The organism is Hydrocarboniphaga effusa AP103 (assembly GCF_000271305.1).
Lineage (GTDB): Bacteria > Pseudomonadota > Gammaproteobacteria > Nevskiales > Nevskiaceae > Hydrocarboniphaga > Hydrocarboniphaga effusa.
The window spans coordinates 508,162-531,897 of the sequence record NZ_AKGD01000001.1 but is presented as its reverse complement, the minus strand read 5'-3'; the positions used below and the strand labels follow the sequence as shown (position 1 = coordinate 531,897).

Here is a 23,736-nt window from a genome sequence, read left to right as displayed (position 1 = left end):
TACGAGCGGGCGGGTCAGCGTAGCGTCAGCCACGGCTTCCGACGATTCCGCGCAGACGAATTCAAGCCACCGACAACAAGGAGAACGCGATGGATCGCGCCGAGCCCCGTCGCTCTGGACCTTCCCACCGGGGACGCATCGTCGGCGCGGTCATCATCGTCGCGCTGATCGCCCTGGTGGTGCTCTGGGACTGGAACTGGTTCAGGCCGCTGGTCGAGAAGCAGGCCTCGAGCGCGCTGGGCCGGCCGGTGACGCTGCAGCATTTCGACATCGACCTGGCTTGGCACCCCAAAGTGATCGCGGACGGGATCGCAGTGGCCAACCCGCCCGAATTCCCCGAAGGCAGCCAGCTCGGCTCGGTGCAGCGCCTGGCCGTGCGCGTGAACCCCTGGGTCTGGTTCTCGAACAAGCTGAGCCTGACCGAGATCGACATCGAGCGTCCGGTCGGCGATCTCGGGCCCGGGCCGTCCGGCAAGCCGAACTACATTTTCGAGGCGCTGCAGGCCAAGGACGACGAGCCCAAGTCCGACAAAGAGCCGCTGCTCGTGGAGATTCGGCGGCTGGTCATCCGTGACGGCGACCTCCACGTCGTCGAGCCCGGCTTGAAGGCGGATTTCCGGCTCAAGATCAAGACCGAGGAGCGCAAGGACGGCGGCGAGCCGAACCTGCGCGTCGATGCCAAGGGCCGTTACGCCGGCCAGCCGATCGACGGTTACTTCGTGGGCGGCTCGGTGCTCGCGCTGCGCGATCCGGCCCAGCCGTATCCGGTCGAGCTCAAGCTGCGCAACGGCGACACGAGCGTGTCGCTGGTCGGCACCGTGCTCGATCCGATGGCCTTCGGGGGCGCCAACCTGAAGCTCGAATTCGCGGGCAACAACCTGGCCGACCTGTATCCGCTCACCGGCGTGCCGCTGCCGCCGTCGCCGGCCTACAAGCTCACGGGCAAGTTCGACTACGCCGACGATCGCTTCCGTTTCCGCGATTTCAAAGGCACTTACGGGCAGAGCGACATCGCGGGCGACGCCGCGGTGCTGCCGGCGAGCAAGGGCGGGCGGCGGCAGGTGAACATCGATGCGCATTCGGACAAGGTGGTCTGGAGCGACCTGGCGGGCCTGATCGGCGGAACGCCGGGCGAGGAGAAGGCCCCGACCGACACGCCCGAGAACAAGGCCGAGCGCGATAAGAAGGAAAAGAGCGGCAAGCTGCTGCCCGATACGCCGATTTCGCTACCGCGCATCCGCGCGGCCGATCTCGACGTGAAATACCGCGTCAAGCGCATCGAGAGCGACATCACCCCGGTCGACACGCTCGAAGGCCATCTCGTACTGCAGGACGGCTTCATCGAGGTCAAGCCGCTCAAGCTCGGCGTTGGGCAGGGCAGCATCCTCGCGAATCTGCAGCTCGACGGGCGCAAGGACGTGGTGCACACGGTGGCGGACATCGACTTCCGCAAGCTCGATTTCTCGCGCATCGTCGAGAAGATGTCGGTGTTCAAGGGCGCCGGCACGGTCGGTGGCAATGCCAGGCTCGATGCGCGCGGCAATTCGGTCGCCGCGATGCTCGGCGACGGCGACGGCGAGCTGCGCCTGTTCATGACCGGGGGCGACATCAGCGCGCTGCTCGTGAATCTCGCGGGTCTCGATTTCGGCAACGTACTGGTCTCGGCGCTCGGCCTGCCGAGCCGGGCCAAGCTCAATTGCATGGTCGCCGACCTCGGCCTCGAAAAAGGCCAGGTCAGGACACGCACGCTGCTCGCCGATACCACCGAGGCGAACGTCGTCGGCAAGGGCGACATCGATCTCAAGAATGAGAAAATCGATTACCAGATCCGCACCGAGCCCAAGCGGCTCAACGTCGGTTCGCTCGCAGCTCCGATCAATATCAAGGGGCCGCTCGCGAGCCCGAGCATTCGGCCCGAGATCGGCAATCTCGCAGCGCGCGGCGGCGCGGTGGCGCTGCTCGCAACCGTGCTCGGTCCGCTGGCCGCATTGGTGCCGACGATCCAGCTCGGCCTTGGCGAGGACAACGATTGCGTGGCGCTGCTCGGGAGCATCGATGCGCCGGCGCCGCCGGCCAAGGACAAGAAGAAGTAAGCGAATGCGGCGCCCGCCGACCCGAAGCGTGCCCTGAAACGGCCTTCGAACCCAGGCACAATCGGCGCATAACAACGTCGGCGGTACAAACGGTTCGGGGGAAAGCCGCATGGAATGGCTGTTAGGGCTCGCCGATTGGCAGGCCATCGGTGCCGATGTGCGCGAGAACTGGCCGCTGTACCTGTCGCTGCCGATCGTGAGCGCGGCGATCGGTTACATCACCAAGGTCGTCGCGATCCAGATGATGTTCAAGCCGATCGAGTTCGTCGGCATCAAGCCGTTCTTCGGCTGGCAGGGCATCGTGCCGCGCAAGGCCGAGAAGATGGCGAGCACGGCCGTCGACATCCTGACCACGCAGCTGATCTCGGTGCGCGACATGTTCAACCGGCTCGATCCGCAGCGGGTCGCGCAGGAGATCGAGCAGCCGCTGATGATCGCGATGGAGCGCATCAGCGAGGAGATCGCCGAGCGCTACAAGCCCGGCATCTGGTACGCGCTGCCGGATTTCGCCAAGCGCCGCATCGTCGAGCGCGTGAAGGACGACGTGCCGCAGACGGTCGAGCGCATCATGACCGAGCTGCGCGAGCACATCGACGAGCTGTTCGATGTGAAGCACATGATCGTCGGCAATCTCGTGCGGGATAAGCACTTGCTCAATCGCATCTTCTGGGAAACCGGCAAGCGCGAGTTCAAGTTCTTCGGCACCGCCGGCTTCTACTTCGGCCTCGTGCTCGGCTTCTGGCAGATGATCGCGTGGGTCTTCTTCAAGGAGCCATGGATTCTGCCGGCTTTCGGCCTGTTCGTCGGCCTGACGAGCGATTGGCTCGCGCTGCAGATGTTGTTCCGTCCGCTGCGGCCACGACGCGTGTTCGGCTTGCAGGTGCAGGGCCTGTTTTTGTCGCGCCAGCAGCAGGTCGCGCACGATTACGGCCAGCTCATCGCCGATCAGCTGCTGACGCCGCAGAAGCTCTGGGAAGGCCTGTTGACCGGCCCGCTGTCGGATCGGCTCACCGAAGTGTTGCAGCGGCACATCAAGCACGCGGTCGATGAGCAGTCTGGATTCGCGAAGCCCTTCGTTGCGTTCGCGGTCGGCTCGCGCAACTACGTCGAGATGAAGCAGGCGATCGCCGAAGCCTTGCTGCGTGAAGTGCCGGCCGCGATCCAGCATCTGAACACCTACGCCGAAAACGCGCTCGACATCCGCAACACGCTGGTGACGAAGATGCAGGCGCTCGAGCCCGAGGAATTCGAGAACATGCTGCGTCCGGTGTTCAAGGAAGACGAGTGGATTCTGATTGCGGTGGGTGCCGCGCTTGGCTTTCTCGTCGGAGAGTTGCAGGTCTTCGTGATGCTGCATTGAAGGCAGCGCCGACGAATCAGCCCAGGTCGCCCCACAAGGCCTGCATCGCCGACATCGCGGCGACGCCTGCGGTTTCGGTGCGCAGTACGCGCGGGCCGAGCTTCACCGCCGTCCAGCCGCTGCGCTGGGCGAGCGCGATTTCGGCCTCGCTGAGCCCGCCTTCGGGGCCGACGAGCAGGCAGGCCGAGCTGACTTTCGGCAGATTGCGCAGCGCCGATTGCGCGGTCGGCGCGAGCGTCAGTCGCAATTCGTGCGCGGGCGGCTGAGCGAGCCAGCTGTCGAGCTTGAGCACCGGATGCAGCGTCGGCAGGCGCGTGCGACCGGATTGCTCGCAGGCCGATACGATCACGCCGCGCCAGTGTTCGAGCTTTTTCTCCCAGCGTTCCGCATCGACCTTGACGACGGTGCGCTCGGTCAGCAAAGGCTGAATCTCGTTGACGCCGAGTTCGACCGCCTTCTGCAGGGTGTAATCCATGCGGTCGCCCTTCGACACCGCCTGCGCGAGCGACAGCCGCAAGGGCGATTCGCGATCGACCGCGATGCGCGCTCCGATTCGCACTTGCGCCGAGCGTTTGCCGATCGCAAGCAGCTGGGCTTCGAACTCGTCGCCGCTGCCGTCGAACAGCTGCGCGGTGTCGCCGACGCGGGCACGCAGCACTTGCACCCAGTGACGAAACGCATCGTCGGGAAGATCGAGTTCCGCACCGATGCCGAGTGGGGCGCTGACGTAGAAGCGGCTCATCGCAAGCTCAGCGGTCGCGCGTCGCGATCTCGATGCCGTCGATCGCGGTCTTGGCCATCAGCGCGACTTCTTCGGTCGTCGTCACGTAGGGCGGCATGAAGTAGACGACGTTGCCGAGCGGGCGCAGCAACACGCCTTTTTCGAGCGCATGCTGGTAGACGCGCAATCCACGACGCTCATGCGCCGGATAGGCCTCGCGCTTGCGTGGATTCTTCGCGAGCTCGATCGCGAGGATCAGGCCTTGCTGGCGCACTTCGGCGACATGCGGATGGCTCACGAGTTCGGACACGCGCATCCACATCAAGTGGCCGAGCTCGCGATTGCGCGCGAGCCAGTTTTCGCTTTCGAACACTTCGAGCGTGGCGAGCGCGGCGGCGCAGGCGAGCGGGTTGCCGGTGTAGCTGTGCGAATGCAGGAAGGCCTTGTACGAGGCGTAATCGTCGTAGAAGGCCTCGTAGATCGAATTCGTGGTCATGACCGCCGCGAGCGGCAAGGTGCCGCCGGTCAGGCCCTTCGACAGGCACATGAAGTCACCCCGAATGGGCTGCGGCGTGCGCGAGCTGACTTTCGCCCAGTCGCTCGCCCACATCATGCCGGTGCGTCCGAAGCCGGTCGCGATCTCGTCGACGATCAGGTGTACGCCATGACGCGTGCAGGCATCGCGCAGCATCGTCAGGTAGATCGGGTGATACATGCGCATGCCGCCCGCGCATTGCACGAGCGGTTCGACGATGACGGCAGCGGTGTCCTTGGCATGTTGTTCGAGCGCGAACTCCATGTGCGCGAACATGCGCCGAGAATGGTCTTCCCAAGAGGTGCCGGGCGCGCGATCGAAGCAGTCGGGCGAGGGCACGAACACCGGCTGCATGAGTAGTGGCGAATACGAATCGCGATAAAGCCCGGTGTCACCGACGGCGAGCGCACCGAGCGTTTCGCCGTGATAGCCGTTGCTCAGCGAGATGAAGCGCGTTTTCTCGGGCTTGCCGGAGTTGCGCCAGTAATGCGCGCTCATCTTGAGCGCCACTTCGACCGCGCTGCTGCCGTTGTCGGCGTAGAAGCAGCGGTCGAGCTGTGTGAGCGCGCAGAGTTTTTCCGCGAGCTTCACCGCAGGCTCGTGCGTGAAGCCCGCGAAGATCACGTGATCGAGCGTGTCGAGCTGCTCCTTGATGCGCTGCACGATGGTCGGGTGGCGGTGGCCGAAGATATTCGTCCACCATGAGCTCACCGCGTCGAGATAGCGCTTGCCGTCGGTTCCCGTGAGCCAGGCGCCTTCGGCCGAGGCGATCGGGATCATCGGCAGCCACTCGTGATCCTTCATCTGCGTGCACGGGTGCCAGACGTGATCGAGCGTGCGCTGGCGGAGGTCGGAAGAAGCGTTCATCGGAGAATCCAGGTTGGACCGCGCAGAAGCGCGGTCGAGCGCCGCTCAAAGCGCCTTGACGAGCACCATCGAGTTGCGCTGCCAGTTGTAGAAGCGCCGGCGATCGTTGGGCAGGTCTTCGACCGCACCCTGCACGAAGCCATGCTCGATGAACCAGTGCGGCGTGTGCGTGGTGAGCGCGAACAGCGCGGTGAGCCCGAGCCGGCGCGCCTCGTTCTCGATGCGCGCGAGCAGCGAAGCGGCGCGGCCGCCGCTTTGATAATCGGCATGCACGGCGACGCAGGCGAGTTCGCCCATGCGGCCATCGGGATAGGTGATCAGGGCGGCGCAGGCGATGACGATGCCGTCGCGCACCATGACGAAGAACTGGCCGATTTCGAGCTCCAGCTGCTCGCGCGAGCGCGGCACCAGGATGCCGGCCGCTTCGAGCGGGGCGATCAGCGCGAGTACGCCGCCGACATCGTCGATGGTGGCCGGTCGCGTCGATTCGTAATCGGCATCCGAATAGAGCATCAGGCCGGCGCCGTCGAGCGTGTAGAGCTCGCGCAGCAGGGCGCCGTCGAGCTCGGCCCCGAGCAGGTGCACGCGCGTGACCCCGGACTTGGAGGCTTCGAGCGCGGCGTCGAGGTAGGCGCGATCCTGGGCTTCCAGCGTCGGACCGGCGAGCAGCAGCCCGGCTTCGGCCACCGTCAGCTGGCCAGCGTCGCCGGTGCCGTCGGCGAGCTTCCAGTCGTCCGGATCGCTGCCGACCACGAAGATCAGCTTGTCGGCCTTGAGCGCGGTGGCGACCGCGGTGGCGAGATATTCCGAGCGCAGGTTGAAGATCTCGCCGGTCGGCGAATAGCCCACGGGCGAGATCAGAGCGATGCGGTCGGCGTCGAGCTCGCGCCGGATCGCCTCGGCGTCGACGCGGCGCACTTCGCCGGTGTACTGGTGATCGATGCCGTTGCGGATGCCGACCGGCCGCGCGGTGACCCAGTTGCCGCCGGCCACGCGGATGCGCGCCCCACCCATGGGGGTGCTCGCGAGCGAAGTCGACAGCCGGGCCTCGATCTCGAGCCGCAGGGCGCCGACCGCGGCCTTGACGCAGTCGAGCGCCGGCCGGTCGGTGACGCGCTGGCCGCTTTCGAAGCGCGAAACCAGGCCCAGCTGGGCGATCTGGCGCTCGATCTGCGGCCGGGCCCCGTGGACCAGCACCAGCTTCACGCCCAGGCTCTGCAGCAGGGCGACGTCGTAGATCAGGCGCTCGAAATCGGCACGCTCGGCGACCTCGCCACCGAAGGCGATCACGAACACGCGCCCGTTGTGCGCATGCACATAGGGCGCCGCGGCGCGCAGCGAGGCAACGAAGTCGGAGGTGATCATGGGCGCATTGTACTGATGGCCCAATGCACGGGGGCCTATAATCCGGCATGGACGACATACTGCCTTACGCCGATCTGGCTGCCGCGCTGAGCCGGCTCGGCTCCCCCGAAGAAGCTTCCGAATTCCACGGCACCCTCTGCGGCGTGTTCTGCTCCCAGGACGCGGCCGAGGTCGACCCGCTGGAGCTGCTCGACATTCCGACCGAAGACATCCGCAACGACGAAGAGGCCGAGGCGCTGCTGCAGACGCTCGCGGCGCAGACGCTCGAGTCGCTGATGTCGAGCGAAATGCACTTCGCTCCGCTGCTGCCCGACGACGATATTCCACTGTCCACTCGCGTGCAGGCGCTCGCGCTCTGGTGCCAGGGCTTTCTGTACGGGCTGTCGAGCCGCCGCCACATCGACCTGACGACGGTTTCGGAAGAGGCGCGCGAAATCATCGGCGACCTCTCGCAGTTCACGCAGGCCGGGCTCGACGCGGGCGACGACCAGGAGATCGAGGAGAGCGCCTACGTCGAGCTCGTCGAATACATCCGCGTCGGCGCGCAGCTGGTGTTCCTCGAACTGAACCCGGCCACGCACGCGCCCGCCAACGACGGCACCAAACCCACCTTGCACTGATTCCGCCATGACACTCAGCTCCCAGGACGCCCGCGAGCACGCGCGCCGCCGCAAGGAACTCATGCGCCGCATCGGCAACGATGCGGTTGCGATCATTCCGTCCGCGTTCGAAGTGGTGCGCGCGCGCGACACGCACTACCGCTTCCGGCAGAACAGCGACTTCCAGTACCTGACCGGCTTCCCGGAGCCCGAATCGATCGCGGTGCTCGTACCGGGACGCAAGGGCGGTGAGTTCGTGCTGTTCGTGCGCCGTCGCGACAAGGAACGCGAAATCTGGGACGGCCGCCGTGCCGGGCCGGAAGGCGCGGTCGAGCGCTACGGCGCCGACGAGGCCTACAACATCGACGAACTCGAAGACGAGCTGCCCAAGCTGCTGGCCGGCCGCGAGACCGTGCATTACACGCTCGGCGAATACGCCGAGCTCGACGCCGAAATCGCGGGCATCATGCGGCACCTGCGCGAAGTCTCACGTCGCGGGGCCACCGCACCGACGACTCTCGTCGCGCTCGAGACCACGTTGCACGAGATGCGCCTGATCAAGTCCAAGGCCGAAATCGCGCTCATGAAAAAGGCGGCGGACGTGTCGGCTCGAGCCCACGTCCGCGCGATGAAGGCGACGCGCCCGGGCCGTTACGAGTGGCAGGTGATGGCCGAGATCCACAGCGAGTTCGAAGTCGAAGACATGCAGCCCGGCTACGGCAGCATCGTCGGCGGCGGCGACAACGCCTGCATCCTGCATTACACCGAAAACAACATGCTGCTGCGCGACGGCGATCTGCTGCTGATCGACGCCGGCGGCGAATACCGCGGCTACACCGCGGACATCACGCGCACGTTTCCGGTCAACGGCAAATTCAACGCGGCCCAGCAGGCGGTGTACGAAGTCGTGCTCGAGGCCAACAAGCAGACGATCAAGACGCTCAAGGCCGGCACTTCGGCCGGCAAGCCGCATGACGTCGCCACGCGCATCCTGACCGAGGGCCTGGTCGAGCTCGGCCTGCTCAAGGGCGACGTCAAGACGCTGATCGCCGAGGGCAGGCAGCGCCAGTTCTACATGCACGGCACCGGGCATTGGCTCGGCATGGACGTGCACGATGTCGGCCGCTATCGCCTCGGCGGCAAGTACCGCCCGTTCGAGCCCGGCATGATCATGACCGTGGAGCCGGGCCTCTACATCGCGCCCGGAACCGAAGGCGTCGACGAGAAATACTGGGGCATCGGCATTCGCGTCGAGGACGACGTGCTCGTGACCGAAAACGGCCCCGAAGTGCTGACCACGGGCGTGCCGAAAGAGATCAAGGACATCGAAGCGCTGATGGCGAAGGCGGCCTGATGCGATCGTCGCGTATCGCGCTCGCAGGGCTTGCGCTGTTGCTCGCGGCCTGCGACTCGACGCCGCCGGAGGCCGACGATGCCGCGCTGCGCGATTCGGTGGAGCAGACAGAGCTGAGCTTTGCGCGCAGCATGGCCGAGCGCGATTTCGCGGCATTCGAAGCGCTGTTGTCCGACGAGGCGGTGTTCGTGCACGACGGCGGAGTTCTGCGCGGAAAATCCGCGATCGCCGCGGTCTGGAAGCCTTATTTCGCTTCGCCGCAGGCGCCGTTCTCATGGAAACCCGAGCATGTCGCCGTGCTGGCTTCGGGTACGCTCGCGCAGAGCAGCGGGCCGGTGCTGAATCCGCAGGGGCAAGTCATCGGGCGCTTTCATTCGATCTGGCGGCGCGAGAAATCGGGTAGCTGGCGCATCGTCTTCGATGACGGCGATGCGGTGACGCTCTGTGCTCCGGCCGGAGCCGCGCTGTGAATACGGAGCGCGTCGACGTCGCGATCATCGGTGGCGGTCTGGTCGGGGCGAGCCTCGCGGTCGCGCTCGCTCCGCTCAAGCTGCGCGTGATGCTGATCGAATCGCAGTCGCCACCGGCGTCCCAGCCGAGCTGGGACGAACGCTGCATCGCGCTCAACGCGGCCTCGCAGCGCATCGTCGAAGGCTTGGGGTTGTGGCCGGCCTTGTCGGCCGACGCCGAGCCGATCACCTCGACGCATATCTCCGAGCGCGGGCGCTTCGGCGTCGCGCGCTTCACGGCCGAGGAAGCCGGCTTGCCGGCGCTCGGCTACAACGTGCCGCTGCGCGCGATCGGTGCGACCTTCGCCTCTCCATTGCTGGGCATTGAAGGCCTGCAGCTGCTCGCCCCGGCGCGCTTGCAGCGCCTGCAGCTCGGCGACAGCGAAGCGGTGCTGAGCATCACGGGCGCCGATGGCGAACGCGAAGTGCGCGCGAGTCTGGTCGTCGCGGCCGATGGCGCGCGCTCGACCGTGCGCGAGCTGCTCGGCATCGGCGCGGAGAGTCGCGACTATCGCCAAAGCGCCATCGTCACCGCCGTACGGCCCAAGCGCGCGCATGCGGGCGTCGCCTACGAGCGCTTTCTGCCGACCGGCCCGATCGCGCTGCTGCCCAAGCCCGACGACGAGTTTGGCCACGCCTGTTCGCTGGTCTGGACGCTGCCGTCCGATCTGCATCGCGAAGTGCTGGCGCTCGACGAAGCGAGCTTCATCGAACGCGCGCAGGACGCTTTCGGCGAGCGCCTCGGCGTGTTTCGTTCGCTCGGCAAGCGCATGGCGTACCCGCTCGAACGGGTCATGAGCGAGCGCCTGACGGCGCCGCGCGTGCTGCTGGTCGGCAATGCGGCGCAGTCGCTGCATCCGGTCGCGGCGCAGGGCTTCAATCTCGGCTTGCGCGATGTCGCGACGCTCGCCGAAACACTGGCCGAAACGCTCGCCGAATCGAATGGCGATCCGGGCTCGCCCGAGCTGCTCGCGCTTTATCAGAGCCGTCGCGAGCGCGATCGTGCGCGGGTCGCCGATTTCACCGACGGCCTCGTGCGCCTGTTCTCGAACGCGGTGCCGGGCTTGCGCGGACTGCGCCACCTCGGTTTGCTGATGCTCGACCTGACGCCGCCGCTGCGCCAGGCCGTGCTCGATCAGAATCTCGGCTACGGCAGCGCCGCACCGAAGCTGGCCCGTCGCCGTGGCTGAGCGCTGCGAGATCGCGGTCGTCGGTGGCGGCGTGGTCGGCGCGGCCACGACGCTCGCGCTGAGCCAGGCCGGCTTCGACGTCCGCCTGCTCGAACGCTCGGCTACGCCGCCGACGCCCGGCGAGGATTACGATCCACGCGTCTACGCGATCTCGCCGGCCTCGGCGCGCTGGTTGCGCGAGCTCGGTGTCTGGCAGGCGATGCCGGCGAATCGGCTCGGCACCTACGAATCGATGCGCATCTGGGAGTCGAGCCCCGAGAAGGCGCTGAGCCTCGATGCGGCCGACATCGGCGGCGCCGCGCTCGGCTGGATCGTCGAGCAGTCTCAATTGCTGTCGGCGATCTGGGCTGCCTTGCCCGCAGGTGTAGCTGAGCCGCGCTGCGACGTAACCGCGGCGGATATCGATGCCGACGGGGCCACGCTGAGGCTCGCCGACGGTCGCTCGCTGCAGGCCGAACTCGTCATCGCCGCCGAAGGGGCGCTGTCTCCGCTGCGCGAGCGCGCGGGCATCGCCACCGCCGAGCGGCAGTACGAACAGCTCGCGCTCGTGACGCATCTGCGCTGCGAGCGCGCGCATGGCGGCGTGGCGCTGCAGCGCTTTCTGCCGGGTGGGCCGCTGGCGTTTCTGCCGCTCGCGGACGGGCGTCGCTCGATCGTCTGGTCATTGCCGCCCGACGAGGCCGAAGCCCTGTGCGCGCAGCCGGCCGAAGCATTTCACCAGGCGCTGTCGGCGGCGATCCAGTTCGAAGTCGGCGTCATCGGCGAGTCGAGTCCGCGCTTCACGTTCCCCTTGCGCCTGCTGCATGCGCAGCAATACGTGAAGGACCGGCTCGTGCTGATCGGCGACAGCGCGCACGTGGTGCATCCGCTGGCCGGGCAGGGCGTCAACCTCGGGCTCGGCGATGCGTCGGCGCTGGTCTCGGAACTCGGTGCCGCGCGAGGCGCCGGCAACGACTGGACTTCGGCTCGCCTGCTGCGTCGTTACGAGCGCTCGCGCAAGGCCGACAATCTCGAAATGCTCGCGCTGACCGACGCGCTCGATCGCGCGTTCCGTGGCGGCTCCGCGGGCCTGTCGAAGGTGCTAGACCTTGGGCTTTCGCTGCTCGATCGCGTCGATCCGATCAAGCGGCTGCTGATCCGGCGCGCGATTTCCTGAGCGCATGGGTGCGGTGAATCAAGGCCCGCGGTCTTCCGCGCGCGCCTGCGATTGCCAGAGCGACCAGATGAAGCCGACGACGAGCGAATAGTTGTTGTTGCGCTCGAACAGCGGGCTGTTCTCGTTGGCCGCTCCGGCGTGGTTGTAATAGCGCGTGGCGACGAAGCCTGAGACACGCGGCGTGAACACGTAGCTCAGCCGCGTGCCGATCGACGAGCCCAGATAGCCGGCCGATGCCGAGTAGGCCGGCCGCTGCCCCTCGATCTCGTATTGCGAGTCCACTTCGTAGAAATATTCGTGCAGGGCCGAGGTTGCCCAGTCGCTGCCGATCGACAGGCGCAGCGTGAGCCGGTCCTTGGGCAGATAGCGGCTCGTCAGCGAAAGCTCGGGCGCGAACGTCGCGCCGCGGCTGCGCAGGTCCGATCCCAGCGAAAACACCGCGCGCACCGGCAGATCGAGCTGCAGTTTCGAACGCGGCACCGGGCCATCGAAGCTCAGCCGCAGGTTGGGGCCGATTTCGGCCAGGTAATCGAGGTCCGGCATGCCGCGACGGGCGCCGGAGCTGCTCGAATTGCTCGACAGCGCACCGCCGCCGGAAAAGCCGAGCTCGATGTTCGGAGTGAAGCGATGGCGCAACCGCGAACCTTCGTCGTCGGCCTGCAGCACGCGTCCGCGATAGACGAAATACGGAACCGGTAGCGCCAGCGTGCGGTAATCGTCCGAGGCCGGATAGTTCGGCGTGATGAAGGCCAGCGCGCCGATTCCGACCTCCCATTTCGGACGATCCGGGATCTGCTCGGATACGTCGTCGATCGACGGCAGGGCCTGGGCGAACGCAGTGGCGGAAAACAGAACCAGCGGCAGCAGCACGGCGCAGGCAAAACGCCGGCCGGTGAGCGGCGCGAGCTTCGAAGTGTTCAGGCGGTAACCTTTTTGCGTGATGCCGGCTTGCGGCTCGAACCATAGCGCGCCTTCGGCTCCTGTACGCCGACCGATGACGCATCGGAATGCAGGTGCGAGCGCAGCCAGGAGGCGAAGTCTGCCTCGGAAAGGCTGCCGTCGGCGAGGGCGATGATCGTCAGGTACTTTTCGTCCGAGCTGGCTTCGAGTCGGGCGTGGTTGAGCGCGAGAAAGGTGCGATAGGAAACGAAGGCCGTGCGCTTGTTGCCGTCGACGAAGGCATGATTCTTCGCAAGGCCATGTGCAAGGCTGGCCGCGAGTGCCGCCAGATCGGGCGGCGGATCGCCGTACGCGAACAGCTGCTGCGGTCGTGCGAGCGCGGATTCCAATAGCCCGGCATCGCGCAGCCCACCGCCGCCGCCGTGTTCGGCGATCTGGCGATCGTGCAGCATCATCACGAGCGGCCTTTCAACCCAGATGATCAGATCCATGTGGACGCGCTCAGCTGTCGGCGAGTTTGCGCAGCACCGTGCGGTCTTCGCGCATCACCCGCTCGGCCACCTCCATCTGCGCCGCGAGCGCCGGATCGTGCGGCATGAGCTTGATGCCGTCGGGCGTCTCGGCCGCGTAGAGCACGTCGCCCTTGTCGACGCGCAGGCGGGCCAGCAGCTCCTTGGGCAGCAGCACGCCTGCCGAATTGCCGACCGCGATGATCTTGAGTTCCATGGGTGCGCCTCCGTCTGTATAACCGATGTTATAACTCGATCGGGCGGAATCGTCGAGGGCATTTCCAGCCGGCGACTGGCTGATGCGGTTTGCTCCGCGCGATCGGGCGCGCAAGTCTGGAGCGAGGCGCGGGCCTCGCGTAGACTCGCGCCAGTTGCAACGCACAAGCAGTGCGCGAGAGTCCGGTAAGGAGCGAAGCGCTTCGAGGCCGGCACCGAAGGCGCAAATCCGCCCGGAATCGCTCAGGTCAAGGGAGCGCACTGCGAGTTCACTGATCCGTGTCAGTGGACCAGCAAAATCTGGAGAGCGGCGGCCACGCGTGGTGATCAGCGGCCGTCCACCGATGGGGCACGGCTGCGAGGTTCGCAGTCTCAACTCTCAGGTCCGAAGCGGCTTTCGGAAGGACAGATGGGGCGGACGAACGCGCGAGCCGGCGAGGCGTACTGTCCCGGGGTCGATGTCGTCCACTTTGTCGAGAGAGTCGAACGCATGCTCAAACAGACGGTTCTTCATTCCGAACATCAGCGCCTGGGCGCCAAGCTGGTCGATTTCGCCGGCTGGGACATGCCGATCCAGTATCAATCGCAGCTCGACGAGCACCACGCGGTGCGCTCGGGCGCGGGCATGTTCGACGTCTCGCACATGTCGGTCATCGACCTCAAGGGCCCGCGCACGCGCGAGTTCCTGCGCAAGCTGCTCGCCAACGACGTCGCCAAGCTGCAGACCGTCGGCCGCGCGCTCTACAGCTGCATGCTGCGCGAGGACGGTGGGGTCATCGACGATTTGATCGTGTATCTCATCGCCGAAGATCGCTTCCGGCTCGTCGTCAATGCGGGCACCACGCAGAAGGATCTCGACTGGGTGCGCGATCATGCGGCGCTGTTCAGCGTCGGCGCGCAGCATCGCAGCGACCTCGGCATCCTCGCCGTTCAGGGGCCGCAGGCACGCGAGATCGTCGGCCGCTTCCTGGAGCCCGAACTGCTCTCGGCCAATGCGGCTTCGCTCAAGCCGTTCAATGCCGTTTTCCACGACGACACTTTCGTCGCACGCACCGGTTACACGGGCGAGGACGGCTATGAGCTGATCCTGCCGCACGCCGAACTCAAGACGCTGTGGACGCAGTTGCTGGACGCCGGCGTGAAGCCCTGCGGGCTCGGCGCGCGCGACACCCTGCGACTCGAAGCCGGCATGAATCTCTATGGCCAGGACATGGACGAATCGACGCATCCGCTCGAATCGGGTCTCGGCTGGACCGTGGCCTGGACCGAAGGACGCGATTTTATCGGCCGCACGGCGATCGAGCCCTACGCCGTCAACGGCACGCCGCGGCTGCTCGCCGGCGTCGTGCTCGAAGGGCGCGGCATCATGCGCGCCCACATGAAACTGCGCTTCGCCAACGGCGCGAGCGGTGAAACCACCAGCGGCGGCTTCGCCCCGACGATGAAGCAGTCGATCGCGCTCGCACGCATCGACGCTACCGCCGACGGCGACTGCGAGGTCGAGATTCGCGGCCAGTGGGTGCCGGCGCGGCTGGTCAAACCGCCGTTCGTTCGCAACGGCAAAATGCTGGTCTGAGCGCGGGCTTGGTCCTGCGCTTCAATCGTTTTCTGCAGTTCCTCACTTCAAATTTTTCGGAGACGCCTCGATGAGCAACATCCCCGCCGATCTCAAGTACGTCGCTTCGCACGAATGGATCAAGACGCTGCCCGACGGCACCTTGCTGATCGGCATCACCGACCATGCGCAGGCCGCGCTGGGCGATCTGGTGTTCGTCGAAGTGCCGCAGGTGGGCCGCCAGCTCGCTGCGAACGAAGCCTGCGCGGTCGTCGAATCGGTGAAGGCCGCGTCCGACGTCTACGCGCCGGTCGCCGGCGAAGTGGTCGAGGTCAACGCAGCGCTCGCGGGCGCTCCCGAGCTGCTCAACAGCGATCCCTACGGCGAAGGCTGGATGTGGAAGCTCAAGCCCCACGACATCGGCAGCGTCGCCGATCTGCTCGATGCGGCGGGCTACGCGAAGTCGATCGAGTCTTAAGCACTTTTTCCCTCTCCCGCCTGCGGGGAGAGGGCGGGGTGAGGGAGCACGGCTTGCCGGCGCGTTGATGCTTTCGTATCGATACTCGCCCCCTCATCCGGCGCCGGCGCGCTACCTTCTCCCGCACTGCGGGAGAAGGGATTCAAATTCCGTTTTCAAAGGCCATCATTCATGCCCTTCATCCCCCATACCGAAACCGACATCGATGAAATGCTCGGCGTCATCGGCGCGAAAAGCTTCGACGCGCTGTTCGACGAGATTCCGGCCGAGCTGCGCTGTGGCGCCTTGCAGCACGTTCCGCATCGGCTCACCGAAATGGAGGTCGTGCGGCTCATGCACGGGCGTGCGCATCAGGATCGGCGCGGGCTGAATTTCATCGGTGCGGGCGCCTACGAGCATCACATTCCGGCGGCCGTCTGGGAGATCACCACGCGCGGCGAGTACTACTCGGCCTACACACCGTATCAGGCCGAGGCGAGCCAGGGCACGCTGCAGTTGCTCTACGAATACCAGAGCATGATGACTGCGCTGACCGGCATGGATGTCAGCAACGCGTCGATGTACGACGGCGCATCGGCGCTCGCCGAGGCGGTGCTGATGGCCGAGCGCAGCCACAAGGCGGGCAAGCGCAAGGTGCTGGTGCCGCGCACGCTGCATCCGCTGTATCGCAAGGTGCTGTTCGCGATCGTCGATGCGCAGCAGATCGAGATCGTGGAGTTGCCGCACGATGCGCACGGCCGCACCGATCTCAAGGCAATCGAAAATTTCGAAGCGGGCAGCTTCACGAGCCTGGTGATCGCGCAGCCGAATTTCTTCGGCGTGCTCGAAGACGTCGACGCGCTGACCGATGCGGCGCGCGCGAAGGGCGCGATGGTGATCGGCGTCGTCAATCCGGTTTCGCTCGCGCTGCTCAAGCCGCCGGGTGAGTGGGGCGCGACCGGCGCGGATATCGTCTGCGGTGATGGCCAGCCGCTCGGTGCGCCGCTGGCTTCGGGCGGCCCGTACTTCGGGTTTCTCACCGCCAAGCAGGCTTTCGTGCGACAGATGCCGGGCCGTATCGTCGGCCGCACCGTCGATCTCGACGGCAAGCCCGGCTACACGCTGACCTTGCAGGCGCGCGAGCAGCACATCCGGCGCAGCAAGGCGACCTCGAACATCTGCACCAACCAGGGTCTGCTCGTCACCGCGGCGACGATTCACATGTCGATTCTGGGCGCCGAAGGTCTCGCGCGCGTGGCTTCTGCGAGCCTGCAGCACACGATCGAACTCGCGCAGTTGCTCATCGAGATTCCGGGCGTGCGCAAAGTCTTCGATGCGCCGGGCTTTCACGAAGCGGCGATCGCGCTGCCGAAGCCCGTCGCACCGGTGCTCGAAGCGCTCGCGGGCGAGCAAGGCATTCTTGGCGGCTTCGATCTGTCGAGCGATTTCCCCGAACTCGGCAACGCCCTGCTGATCTGCGCGACCGAAACCAAAACACCCGCCGATCTGCGGCACTACCGCGATGCGCTCGCTGCCGTGCTCGCGAAGGCCTGATCGGGAGACTATGAAATGACCTTGCTACAGAACACGCTCGTCAACAACGACCTGCTGATCTTCGAACGCGGCTCCAAGGGCCGTGGCGCGGAAGCCCAGCGCCCGTCGACGCCGGCCGATTTCACCGCGGTTCCCGAAGCGCTGCGCCGCAAGCGCGCACCTGCGCTGCCGGAAGTCTCGGAACTGCAGGCCGTGCGTCATTACACGCGGCTGTCGCAGAAGAACTTCTCGATCGACACGCACTTTTATCCGCTCGGTTCGTGCACGATGAAGTACAACCCGCGTGCGTGTAACACGCTCGCGATGCTGCCCGAGTTCCTGCAGCGCCATCCGCTGTCGCCGGCCTCGCACAGCCAGGGTTTTCTGGCCTGCATGTACGACCTGCAGGAGATTCTGAAGGACGTCACCGGCATGGCCGGCGTGAGCCTGACGCCGATGGCGGGCGCGCAGGGCGAATTCGCGGGCGTGGCGATGATCCGCGCGTATCACCTCGCGCGTGGCGATCACGGCCGCACCGAGATTCTGGTGCCCGATGCGGCGCACGGCACCAATCCGGCGACCGCGACGATGATGGGCTACGTCTCGCGCGAGATTCCGACCAATGCCGAAGGCGATGTCGATATCGAAGCGCTCAAGGCTGCGGTCGGTCCGCAAACCGCGGGCATCATGCTGACCAATCCGAGCACGCTCGGCGTGTTCGAGCGCCGCATCAAGCAGATCGCCGCGATCGTCCACGAAGCCGGTGGCCTGCTGTACTACGACGGCGCGAACCTCAACGCGATCCTCGGCCAGGTGCGCCCGGGCGACATGGGCTTCGACGTCATCCACATGAACCTGCACAAGACCTTCTCGACGCCGCATGGTGGCGGCGGTCCGGGCGCCGGTGCGGTCGGCGTGAGCAAGCGCCTGCTGCCGTTCATGCCTGTGCCGATCGTCGGCAAGGCCGACGATCGGCGGGAGACGGCAGACGTTTCAGGGGAGACGAAAGATTCTACGTCTCCCGTCTCCCGTCTCCCGTCTCCTGTATTTCGCTGGCTCGACGAAAAGGACCTGCCGCAATCGATCGGCCGCCTGTCCGCGTTCATGGGCAACGCCGGCGTACTGCTGCGCGCGTACGTCTACGCGCGCCTGCTCGGTCGCGAAGGCATGCATCGGGTCGCCGAATTCGCCACGCTCAACGCCAACTACCTGCAGGCGCGGCTCAAGGACAAGGGCTTCGATCTGGCGTTTCCGGGGCGCCGCGCGAGCCACGAATTCATCGTCACGCTCAAGCGCCAGAAGCAGCAGATCGAGCTGACGGCGACCGACGTCGCCAAGCGCCTACTCGATTACGGCTTCCACGCACCGACGGTGTATTTCCCGCTGCTGGTTCCCGAGTGCCTGCTGATCGAACCCACCGAAACCGAAGACAAGCAGACGCTCGATCTGTTCGTCGATGCGCTCGTCGCGATCTGGGACGAGGCGAAGCACGACATCGCCTACGTCAAGGGTGCGCCGTACACGATGCCGGTGCGCCGGCTCGACGACGTGCGCGCCGCGCGTCAGCTCGATATTCGTTGGCGGCCGGCGAGCTGAGCACGAATTCAGGTTGCGAACCGTCGGGCGGCCGGGAGCCGCGCTGACGGTTCGTGATGGGTTGCCATCAATGGCCCGAATCCGTTCGCTTGCATGGTGACGAACGATTTCACTGGACGGGAACCCTCGCGCTTCAGCAGACTTGGACGACGAGACGGAAGGGCCCAGCGCGCATCGTGAAGTGCCGTCGAAGCATTCGTCCGATACGCAATCTCAGGGTTCCAGGGGGAATCAACCAATGAAGCAATGGAAGGCCGGCCTCGGGCTGGCGGTATGCGTCGTGTTGAGTGGCTGCGCGACCGAGAGTCATCGAACGCTCGAAGTCCCCAAGGTAGCCTCCGCAGGCACCGTGTACCAGGGCGTGCGCAGCCCGATCGCAGTGGGCAAGTTCGACAATCGCTCGAGCTATCTGCGCGGCATTTTCTCGGACGGCGCCGATCAGCTCGGTGGCCAGGCCAAAACCATCCTGATCACGCATCTGCAGCAAACCGGCCGCTTCAATGTTCTGGATCGCGACAATATGAGCGAGATCGGCCAGGAAGCGAAGATCAAGGGCTCCACCCAGGCGCTCAAGGGCGCCGACTACGTCGTAACCGGCGATGTCACCGAGTTCGGCCGTAAGGAAGTGGGCGATCAGCAGCTATTTGGCATTCTGGGCAGCGGCAAGCAGCAGATCGCCTACGCCAAGGTCAATCTGAACATCGTCGATGTATCGACTTCCGAGGTGGTGTTTTCTTCTCAGGGCAGCGGTGAGTACAGCTTGTCGAACCGCGAAGTGATCGGTTTCGGCGGCACCGCGAGCTACGACTCCACGCTCAATGGCAAGGTGCTCGACTTGGCGATTCGGGAGGCAGTCAACACGCTCGTATCGAGCGTCGAAGCCGGCGCCTGGAAGCCGGTGAAGTAAGCCGTCGCTGGGTAAGTCGTCGACGGCGTGCGGTCGCTGCGGGGAGCGGCGATCGTGTGGCGGTGCCATCCACTAGGGGGAGTCATGAAATCAGTCTCAACCACGCCGGTCGGCGCGCTGGCGCTCGCCGCTGCGCTGACGGCCTGCGTGCAGCAGCCCAAACCGCTGTATCACTGGGGAAGCTACCAGCCTCAGGTCTACAACTACTTCAAGGGTGACGGCGAGCCCATCGACAAGCAGCTCGTCGAGCTCGAAGCCACCGTGCAGAAAGCGCAGGCCAAGGGTGAGCGCTTGCCGCCGGGCTTCAACGCTCATCTGGGACTGCTGTATCTCAAGTCAGGGCAAGCCGATCGTGCGCAGCAAGCGTTTCGTACTGAAGAAGCCGCTTTTCCGGAATCCAGGCCATACATGGATTTTCTGCTGGCGCGTTTCACCCAGGGCAAGGGATAAAGCCATGCCGCTTCTTCGCATGAGTTCGCGTGTGAAAGCTTCGCTCCCGGCACTGCTCGGCCTTTCGGCGCTGCTGCTGACTGGTTGTGCCACCCAGGCTTCTTACGACTACACCGCATTCCGGGCGAGCCGCCCGCAGACGATCCTGATCCTGCCGCCCGTCAATGCCTCGACCTCGGTCGAGGCGAGCTACAGCATGCTCTCGCAGCTGACAATGCCGCTTGCCGAATCGGGTTACTACGTATTGCCGGTGACTCTCGTCGACGAGACTTTCCGCCAGAACGGGCTCAGCAACCCGGCGGACGTGAGCAACGTGCCGGTCGCCAAGCTGCACCAGATATTCGGTGCAGACGCGGCGCTCTACATCAATGTGACTCGCTACGGTACTTCGTACAAGCTCATCAGCAGCGAGAGTGTGGTTGCCGCCGACGCCAAGCTCGTCGATCTGCGCAGCGGCAATGTGCTTTGGGAGGGCAATGCAAGTGCTTCGAGCGCAGAAAGCCGGGGTGCTTCCAACGCAGGACTCGTCGGCCTGCTCGTTGAGGCGATCGTGAGCCAGATCGTCGAGAGTTCCACCGATGCGAGCCACAACGTCGCCGCCATCACGAGCAGTCGTCTGCTGGCAGCCGGTCGTCCGTCAGGAATGCTTTACGGCCCGCGCTCGCCAAACTACCAGAAGGAATGAGCGCGGCTCGGTACCCCATCCGCGAGTGCGCAGCGTGGCATCCCGGCATCAGCCTGGTGGCGCTCACTCTAACCGCAGGCCGCGCCGGCGCCCTCGCGCTTTGCCGCGCGTAGCCACAAAATCTGCACGAAAAAGCCTCGCCGCGTATGCTCTGGACAGACAACGAGGCCGATAACGAATAGAGGAAAGCAGTGAGCGTCCTGATCAGTGGTTCTATGGCGTACGACACCATCATGGTGTTTCCGGGTTACTTCAAGAACGAAATCCTGCCCGACAAGGTTCACGTGTTGAACGTGTCGTTCATGGTGCCGCAGTTGCGTCGCGAGTTCGGCGGCTGCGCAGGCAATATCGCCTACAACCTGCACCTGCTCGGCGGTGATGCGCTGCCGATGGGGACGGTCGGAAAGGACTTCGACGCCTACAAGTCCTGGATGGACGCAACCGGCGTGCGCCAGGACCAGATCCTGCGGCTCGACGATCACTACACCGCGCAGGCTTACATCACCACCGATCTCGACGACAACCAGATCACCGCCTTCCATCCGGGCGCGATGAGCGAGGCGCATCGCCAGGTCGTCCCGGCCAAGGGCATCAAGCTCGGCACGGTGTCGCCCAACGGACGCGAGGGTATGCTGCAGCATGCGCAGCAGTTCGCCGAAGCGGGCATCCCGTTCATCTTCGATCCGGGCCAGGGCATGCCGATGTTCAACGGAGACGACCTGCGCGGCTTTCTCGACCAGGCGACCTATGTCGCGGTCAACGACTACGAGGCCGAGGTGCTGATGTCGCGCACCGGGCTGTCGCTCAAGCAGATCGGCGAGCGCGTGGAGGCGTTGATCGTCACGCGCGGCGGCAAGGGCTCGGAGATCTTCACCAGGAAGAAGCTCTACGAGATTCCCTGCGCCAAGGCCGAATCGCTGGCCGATCCGACCGGCTGCGGCGACGCCTATCGCGGCGGCCTGCTGTTCGGTATTTCGAAGGGCCTGGACTGGGATACCACCGGCCGCATCGCCTCGCTGATGGGCGCGATCAAGATCGAGCGCCTGGGCCCGCAGAACCACAGGTTCACGCCTGAGAGCTTCGCCGAGCGCTTCAGGGAAGAGTTCCGCTACGACTTCGGCTGAAAAAAGTCGGAGTCGAACTGCAATAGCGAGCGGATCATCGGTTCGACGACGCGTTCGTAAGTGCTGCAGCCCTCGGCCGTCCGTGGCAGCAGATGGACGGCTTTCTGCAGGGCATTGAACATCTCCAGCCTGCGATTGAGCTCGGCTTCCGGCAGCTTGGAGGCTGCCGGTTCGAGGGCGCGCACGATTTGGCGCTGGCGATCCAGCATGCTGTCGTTCGCTTTTCGCATGAGCTCGGCGATCTGCGGATTTCGCTCACCTTCGGCGAGTATTTCGAGGAACAGGGCGCGCTCGCGGCGCCGGGCTTCGTTCTCGGGGCCTTCGTGATGGGCGGTCAGCGCTTCGAGCAGGCTGGAGTCGCGTGCTGCCTCGGCCATTTTCATGAAGAACTCGCCGAGCTTGGTCTCGACGATCGCGGCGATCAGCGCTTCCTTGGCCGGGAAGTAATGGTAGATGTGGCCAACGCTCATTCCGGCGGCTTCCGATATCTGCGCCATGCTGGCCCCATGGAAGCCTTTCTCTTCGAAGCAGCGAATGGCGGCGTCGACCAGCTGCTGGCGGCGTGGCTTACCTTCTGCGGCGCCGTCCCGGGCGTCGCCTGCTGACCGCTTCGGTCGGGTGGGGCGCATCGTTCCTCGCTCAACCGCTCGAATCCCGCCCGCCTGGGCTTGTGAGATCGGCGATCGCTGACTAGAATGAGCGTTCATTCTAATCAAAGCCGTCATCAAGACGGAAGTGGTGTGTACTAGAGGAGCGATGAGGCGTGCAGACTCGCAGCGCCTCGTTCGACGGACGCGAGCGCCTCTACGAAGGAACGTAAAAGATGAAAAAGAAAGCTCTCCTTTTGACCGCGGCCGCCCTCGTTGTACTCGCGGGTTGCAAGAAGGAGGGTGGGGGAGGCGCAGCACCGCCGCCGCCACCACCACCGGAAGTCGGAACGCTGACCTTGCAGGCCGCTCCGCTGACCCTGACGCTGGATCTGCCCGGTCGCACCCTGCCGTACCGCGTGGCCGAAGTGCGCCCGCAGGTCAGCGGCGTGGTGCTCAAGCGCTTGTTTCAGGAGGGCGGTGAGGTCAAGGCCGGCCAGCCGCTGTACCAGATCGATCCGGCGCCGTTCCAGGCCGCGCTCGCGAGTGCGCAGGCCGCGCTTGCGCGTGCCGAGGCGACCGCCGCCGTGAACAAGTCGGTGGTCGATCGCTACCAGCCGCTCGTCGATACCAACGCGGTGAGCAAGCAGGAATACGACAACGCCGTGGCCGGCCTGCGTTCGGCCGAGGCCGACGTCGCGTCCGCCAAGGCGCAGGTGCAGACCGCGCAGATCAACCTGACCTATACCAAGGTGCTGTCGCCGATCGCCGGCCAGGCCGGCCGCACGCTGGTCACCGAAGGCGCGCTCGTCACCGCGAACCAGGAAGCCTCGCTGGTGGTCATCCAGCAGCTCGATCCGATCTACGTCGACGCGACGCAGCCGAGCGTGACGCTGCTGAACCTGCGTCGCCAGCTCGCCAGCGGCAAGCTCAAGCGCGCCGGCGAGAACGCGGCCGAAACCAGGCTCAAGCTCGAGGACGGCAGCGATTACGGCCCCGCCGGCAAGCTGCAGTTCTCCGAAGTCACGGTCGAGCCCGGCACCGGTTCGGTGACCTTGCGCGCCATCTTCCCGAACCCGGACAAGCTGCTGCTGCCGGGCATGTTCGTGCACGCGACGGTCGAGCAGGGTGAGCAGGCCCAGGCGCTGCTGGTTCCACAACAGGCGGTGACGCGCAACCAGAAGGGCGAGCCGACCGCGCTCGTGGTCGGCGCCGACGGCACCATCGCCGAACGCCAGCTCAAGACCGATCGCGCGGTTGGCGGCGATTGGCTCGTCAGTGAGGGCCTGGCCGCTGGTGATCGCGTGATCGTGCAGGGTTTGCAGAGCGCACACGCCGGAGCCAAGGCGACGCCGCGCGAAATGACGCGTGAGCAGCTCAAGGCGGCATCGAGTGCCGAAGCCCAGACCGGCAAGGTGCCCGCGCAGGGCGCCGGCGCTTCCAAGTCCGACAAGCACTAAGGCGCGAT

At 65.6% G+C, this 23,736-nt stretch carries 23 protein-coding genes and 2 riboswitches; of the genes, 16 read left to right on the top strand and 7 right to left on the bottom strand.

Annotated elements, in window-relative coordinates; translation table 11 throughout:
* Window positions 1-89 precede the first annotated feature (89 nt).
* Together WQQ_RS02380 and WQQ_RS02375 are read left to right on the top strand one after the other, a co-directional pair.
* Window positions 90-2,093, top strand: coding sequence for an AsmA family protein (locus WQQ_RS02380; protein WP_007183452.1), 2,004 nt, complete (start codon window positions 90-92; stop codon window positions 2,091-2,093).
* A 109-nt stretch (window positions 2,094-2,202) separates the two neighbouring features.
* The gene (locus tag WQQ_RS02375) at window positions 2,203-3,453 is read left to right on the top strand and encodes a DUF445 domain-containing protein (protein WP_007183451.1); all 1,251 of its coding nucleotides are present in this window, start codon (window positions 2,203-2,205) and stop codon (window positions 3,451-3,453) included.
* 16 nt (window positions 3,454-3,469) lie between these two features.
* On the opposite strand, the gene WQQ_RS02370 is transcribed toward WQQ_RS02375, so the two are convergent.
* The 3 genes from WQQ_RS02370 to argA are packed head-to-tail and all read right to left on the bottom strand — an operon-like array spanning window position 3,470 to window position 6,941.
* Window positions 3,470-4,195, bottom strand: a complete 726-nt coding sequence (locus WQQ_RS02370; protein WP_007183450.1) for a 16S rRNA (uracil(1498)-N(3))-methyltransferase — start codon at window positions 4,193-4,195, stop codon at window positions 3,470-3,472.
* A 7-nt stretch (window positions 4,196-4,202) separates the two neighbouring features.
* Window positions 4,203-5,576, bottom strand: coding sequence for an adenosylmethionine--8-amino-7-oxononanoate transaminase (locus tag WQQ_RS02365; RefSeq protein WP_007183449.1), 1,374 nt, complete (start codon window positions 5,574-5,576; stop codon window positions 4,203-4,205).
* Between the two features lie 45 nt (window positions 5,577-5,621).
* The gene (gene argA, locus WQQ_RS02360) at window positions 5,622-6,941 is read right to left on the bottom strand and encodes an amino-acid N-acetyltransferase (RefSeq protein WP_007183448.1); all 1,320 of its coding nucleotides are present in this window, start codon (window positions 6,939-6,941) and stop codon (window positions 5,622-5,624) included.
* A 47-nt stretch (window positions 6,942-6,988) separates the two neighbouring features.
* On the opposite strand from argA, the gene WQQ_RS02355 reads away from it, so the two are divergent.
* From WQQ_RS02355 to WQQ_RS02335, 5 genes are read left to right on the top strand one after another with little or no spacing between them, the layout of a single operon-like run.
* Window positions 6,989-7,561 carry a UPF0149 family protein gene (locus WQQ_RS02355; protein ID WP_007183447.1) on the top strand — a complete coding sequence of 191 codons (573 nt, stop codon included), beginning with the start codon at window positions 6,989-6,991 and terminating at the stop codon, window positions 7,559-7,561.
* Between the two features lie 7 nt (window positions 7,562-7,568).
* Window positions 7,569-8,894, top strand: coding sequence for a Xaa-Pro aminopeptidase (pepP, locus tag WQQ_RS02350; protein ID WP_007183446.1), 1,326 nt, complete (start codon window positions 7,569-7,571; stop codon window positions 8,892-8,894).
* Entirely contained in the window at window positions 8,894-9,364 is a 471-nt protein-coding gene (locus WQQ_RS02345; RefSeq protein WP_007183445.1) for a YybH family protein, read from the top strand. The genes pepP and WQQ_RS02345 overlap by 1 nt, the downstream gene beginning before the upstream one ends.
* Window positions 9,361-10,593, top strand: a complete 1,233-nt coding sequence (ubiH, locus tag WQQ_RS02340; RefSeq protein WP_007183444.1) for a 2-octaprenyl-6-methoxyphenyl hydroxylase — start codon at window positions 9,361-9,363, stop codon at window positions 10,591-10,593. The genes WQQ_RS02345 and ubiH overlap by 4 nt, the downstream gene beginning before the upstream one ends.
* Complete coding sequence (locus tag WQQ_RS02335) at window positions 10,586-11,749, top strand: FAD-dependent monooxygenase (protein ID WP_007183443.1); 1,164 nt, start codon at window positions 10,586-10,588, stop codon at window positions 11,747-11,749. The genes ubiH and WQQ_RS02335 overlap by 8 nt, the downstream gene beginning before the upstream one ends.
* Before the next feature lie 18 nt (window positions 11,750-11,767).
* Here WQQ_RS02335 and WQQ_RS02330 read toward each other — a convergent pair whose 3' ends face one another.
* From WQQ_RS02330 to WQQ_RS02320, 3 genes are read right to left on the bottom strand one after another with little or no spacing between them, the layout of a single operon-like run.
* Entirely contained in the window at window positions 11,768-12,619 is an 852-nt protein-coding gene (locus tag WQQ_RS02330) for a MipA/OmpV family protein (protein ID WP_007183442.1), read from the bottom strand.
* A gap of 47 nt (window positions 12,620-12,666) precedes the next feature.
* Window positions 12,667-13,134: a type II toxin-antitoxin system death-on-curing family toxin gene (locus tag WQQ_RS02325; protein WP_050997637.1), complete on the bottom strand. Its 468-nt coding sequence runs from the start codon at window positions 13,132-13,134 to the stop codon at window positions 12,667-12,669.
* A gap of 16 nt (window positions 13,135-13,150) precedes the next feature.
* Complete coding sequence (locus WQQ_RS02320) at window positions 13,151-13,375, bottom strand: AbrB/MazE/SpoVT family DNA-binding domain-containing protein (RefSeq protein ID WP_007183440.1); 225 nt, start codon at window positions 13,373-13,375, stop codon at window positions 13,151-13,153.
* Between the two features lie 163 nt (window positions 13,376-13,538).
* Window positions 13,539-13,643, top strand: a riboswitch (glycine riboswitch).
* Between the two features lie 21 nt (window positions 13,644-13,664).
* Window positions 13,665-13,793: riboswitch (glycine riboswitch) on the top strand.
* Between the two features lie 71 nt (window positions 13,794-13,864).
* Here WQQ_RS02320 and gcvT point away from each other — a divergent pair.
* The 8 genes from gcvT to WQQ_RS02280 all read left to right on the top strand — a co-directional run bounded on the left by gcvT (window position 13,865) and on the right by WQQ_RS02280 (window position 21,681).
* The gene (gene gcvT / locus WQQ_RS02315) at window positions 13,865-14,950 is read left to right on the top strand and encodes a glycine cleavage system aminomethyltransferase GcvT (RefSeq protein WP_007183439.1); all 1,086 of its coding nucleotides are present in this window, start codon (window positions 13,865-13,867) and stop codon (window positions 14,948-14,950) included.
* Window positions 14,951-15,020: 70 nt separating this feature from the next.
* Window positions 15,021-15,407, top strand: coding sequence for a glycine cleavage system protein GcvH (gene gcvH / locus WQQ_RS02310; RefSeq protein WP_007183438.1), 387 nt, complete (start codon window positions 15,021-15,023; stop codon window positions 15,405-15,407).
* A 171-nt stretch (window positions 15,408-15,578) separates the two neighbouring features.
* Window positions 15,579-16,940: an aminomethyl-transferring glycine dehydrogenase subunit GcvPA gene (gcvPA, locus tag WQQ_RS02305; RefSeq protein ID WP_007183437.1), complete on the top strand. Its 1,362-nt coding sequence runs from the start codon at window positions 15,579-15,581 to the stop codon at window positions 16,938-16,940.
* A gap of 15 nt (window positions 16,941-16,955) precedes the next feature.
* Entirely contained in the window at window positions 16,956-18,515 is a 1,560-nt protein-coding gene (gene gcvPB / locus WQQ_RS02300) for an aminomethyl-transferring glycine dehydrogenase subunit GcvPB (RefSeq protein ID WP_007183436.1), read from the top strand.
* Between the two features lie 238 nt (window positions 18,516-18,753).
* On the top strand, window positions 18,754-19,422 hold the full coding sequence (locus tag WQQ_RS02295; RefSeq protein ID WP_007183435.1) for a CsgG/HfaB family protein: 669 nt from the start codon (window positions 18,754-18,756) through the stop codon (window positions 19,420-19,422).
* 84 nt (window positions 19,423-19,506) lie between these two features.
* Window positions 19,507-19,872: a DUF4810 domain-containing protein gene (locus WQQ_RS02290; protein ID WP_007183434.1), complete on the top strand. Its 366-nt coding sequence runs from the start codon at window positions 19,507-19,509 to the stop codon at window positions 19,870-19,872.
* Between the two features lie 4 nt (window positions 19,873-19,876).
* A complete protein-coding gene (locus WQQ_RS02285) occupies window positions 19,877-20,557 on the top strand; it encodes a DUF799 domain-containing protein (RefSeq protein ID WP_007183433.1) in 681 nt (226 codons plus the stop codon).
* Between the two features lie 191 nt (window positions 20,558-20,748).
* Window positions 20,749-21,681, top strand: a complete 933-nt coding sequence (locus tag WQQ_RS02280) for a carbohydrate kinase family protein (protein ID WP_040452841.1) — start codon at window positions 20,749-20,751, stop codon at window positions 21,679-21,681.
* Here the strand turns inward: WQQ_RS02280 and WQQ_RS22795 are convergent.
* The gene (locus WQQ_RS22795) at window positions 21,666-22,388 is read right to left on the bottom strand and encodes a TetR/AcrR family transcriptional regulator (RefSeq protein WP_157534474.1); all 723 of its coding nucleotides are present in this window, start codon (window positions 22,386-22,388) and stop codon (window positions 21,666-21,668) included. The two genes, WQQ_RS02280 and WQQ_RS22795, sit on opposite strands and share 16 nt — an antisense overlap.
* Window positions 22,389-22,504: 116 nt before the next feature.
* Here WQQ_RS22795 and WQQ_RS02270 point away from each other — a divergent pair, with 116 nt between their 5' ends.
* Window positions 22,505-23,728, top strand: coding sequence for an efflux RND transporter periplasmic adaptor subunit (locus WQQ_RS02270; RefSeq protein ID WP_007183430.1), 1,224 nt, complete (start codon window positions 22,505-22,507; stop codon window positions 23,726-23,728).
* The last annotated feature ends 8 nt before the right edge of the window (window positions 23,729-23,736 follow it).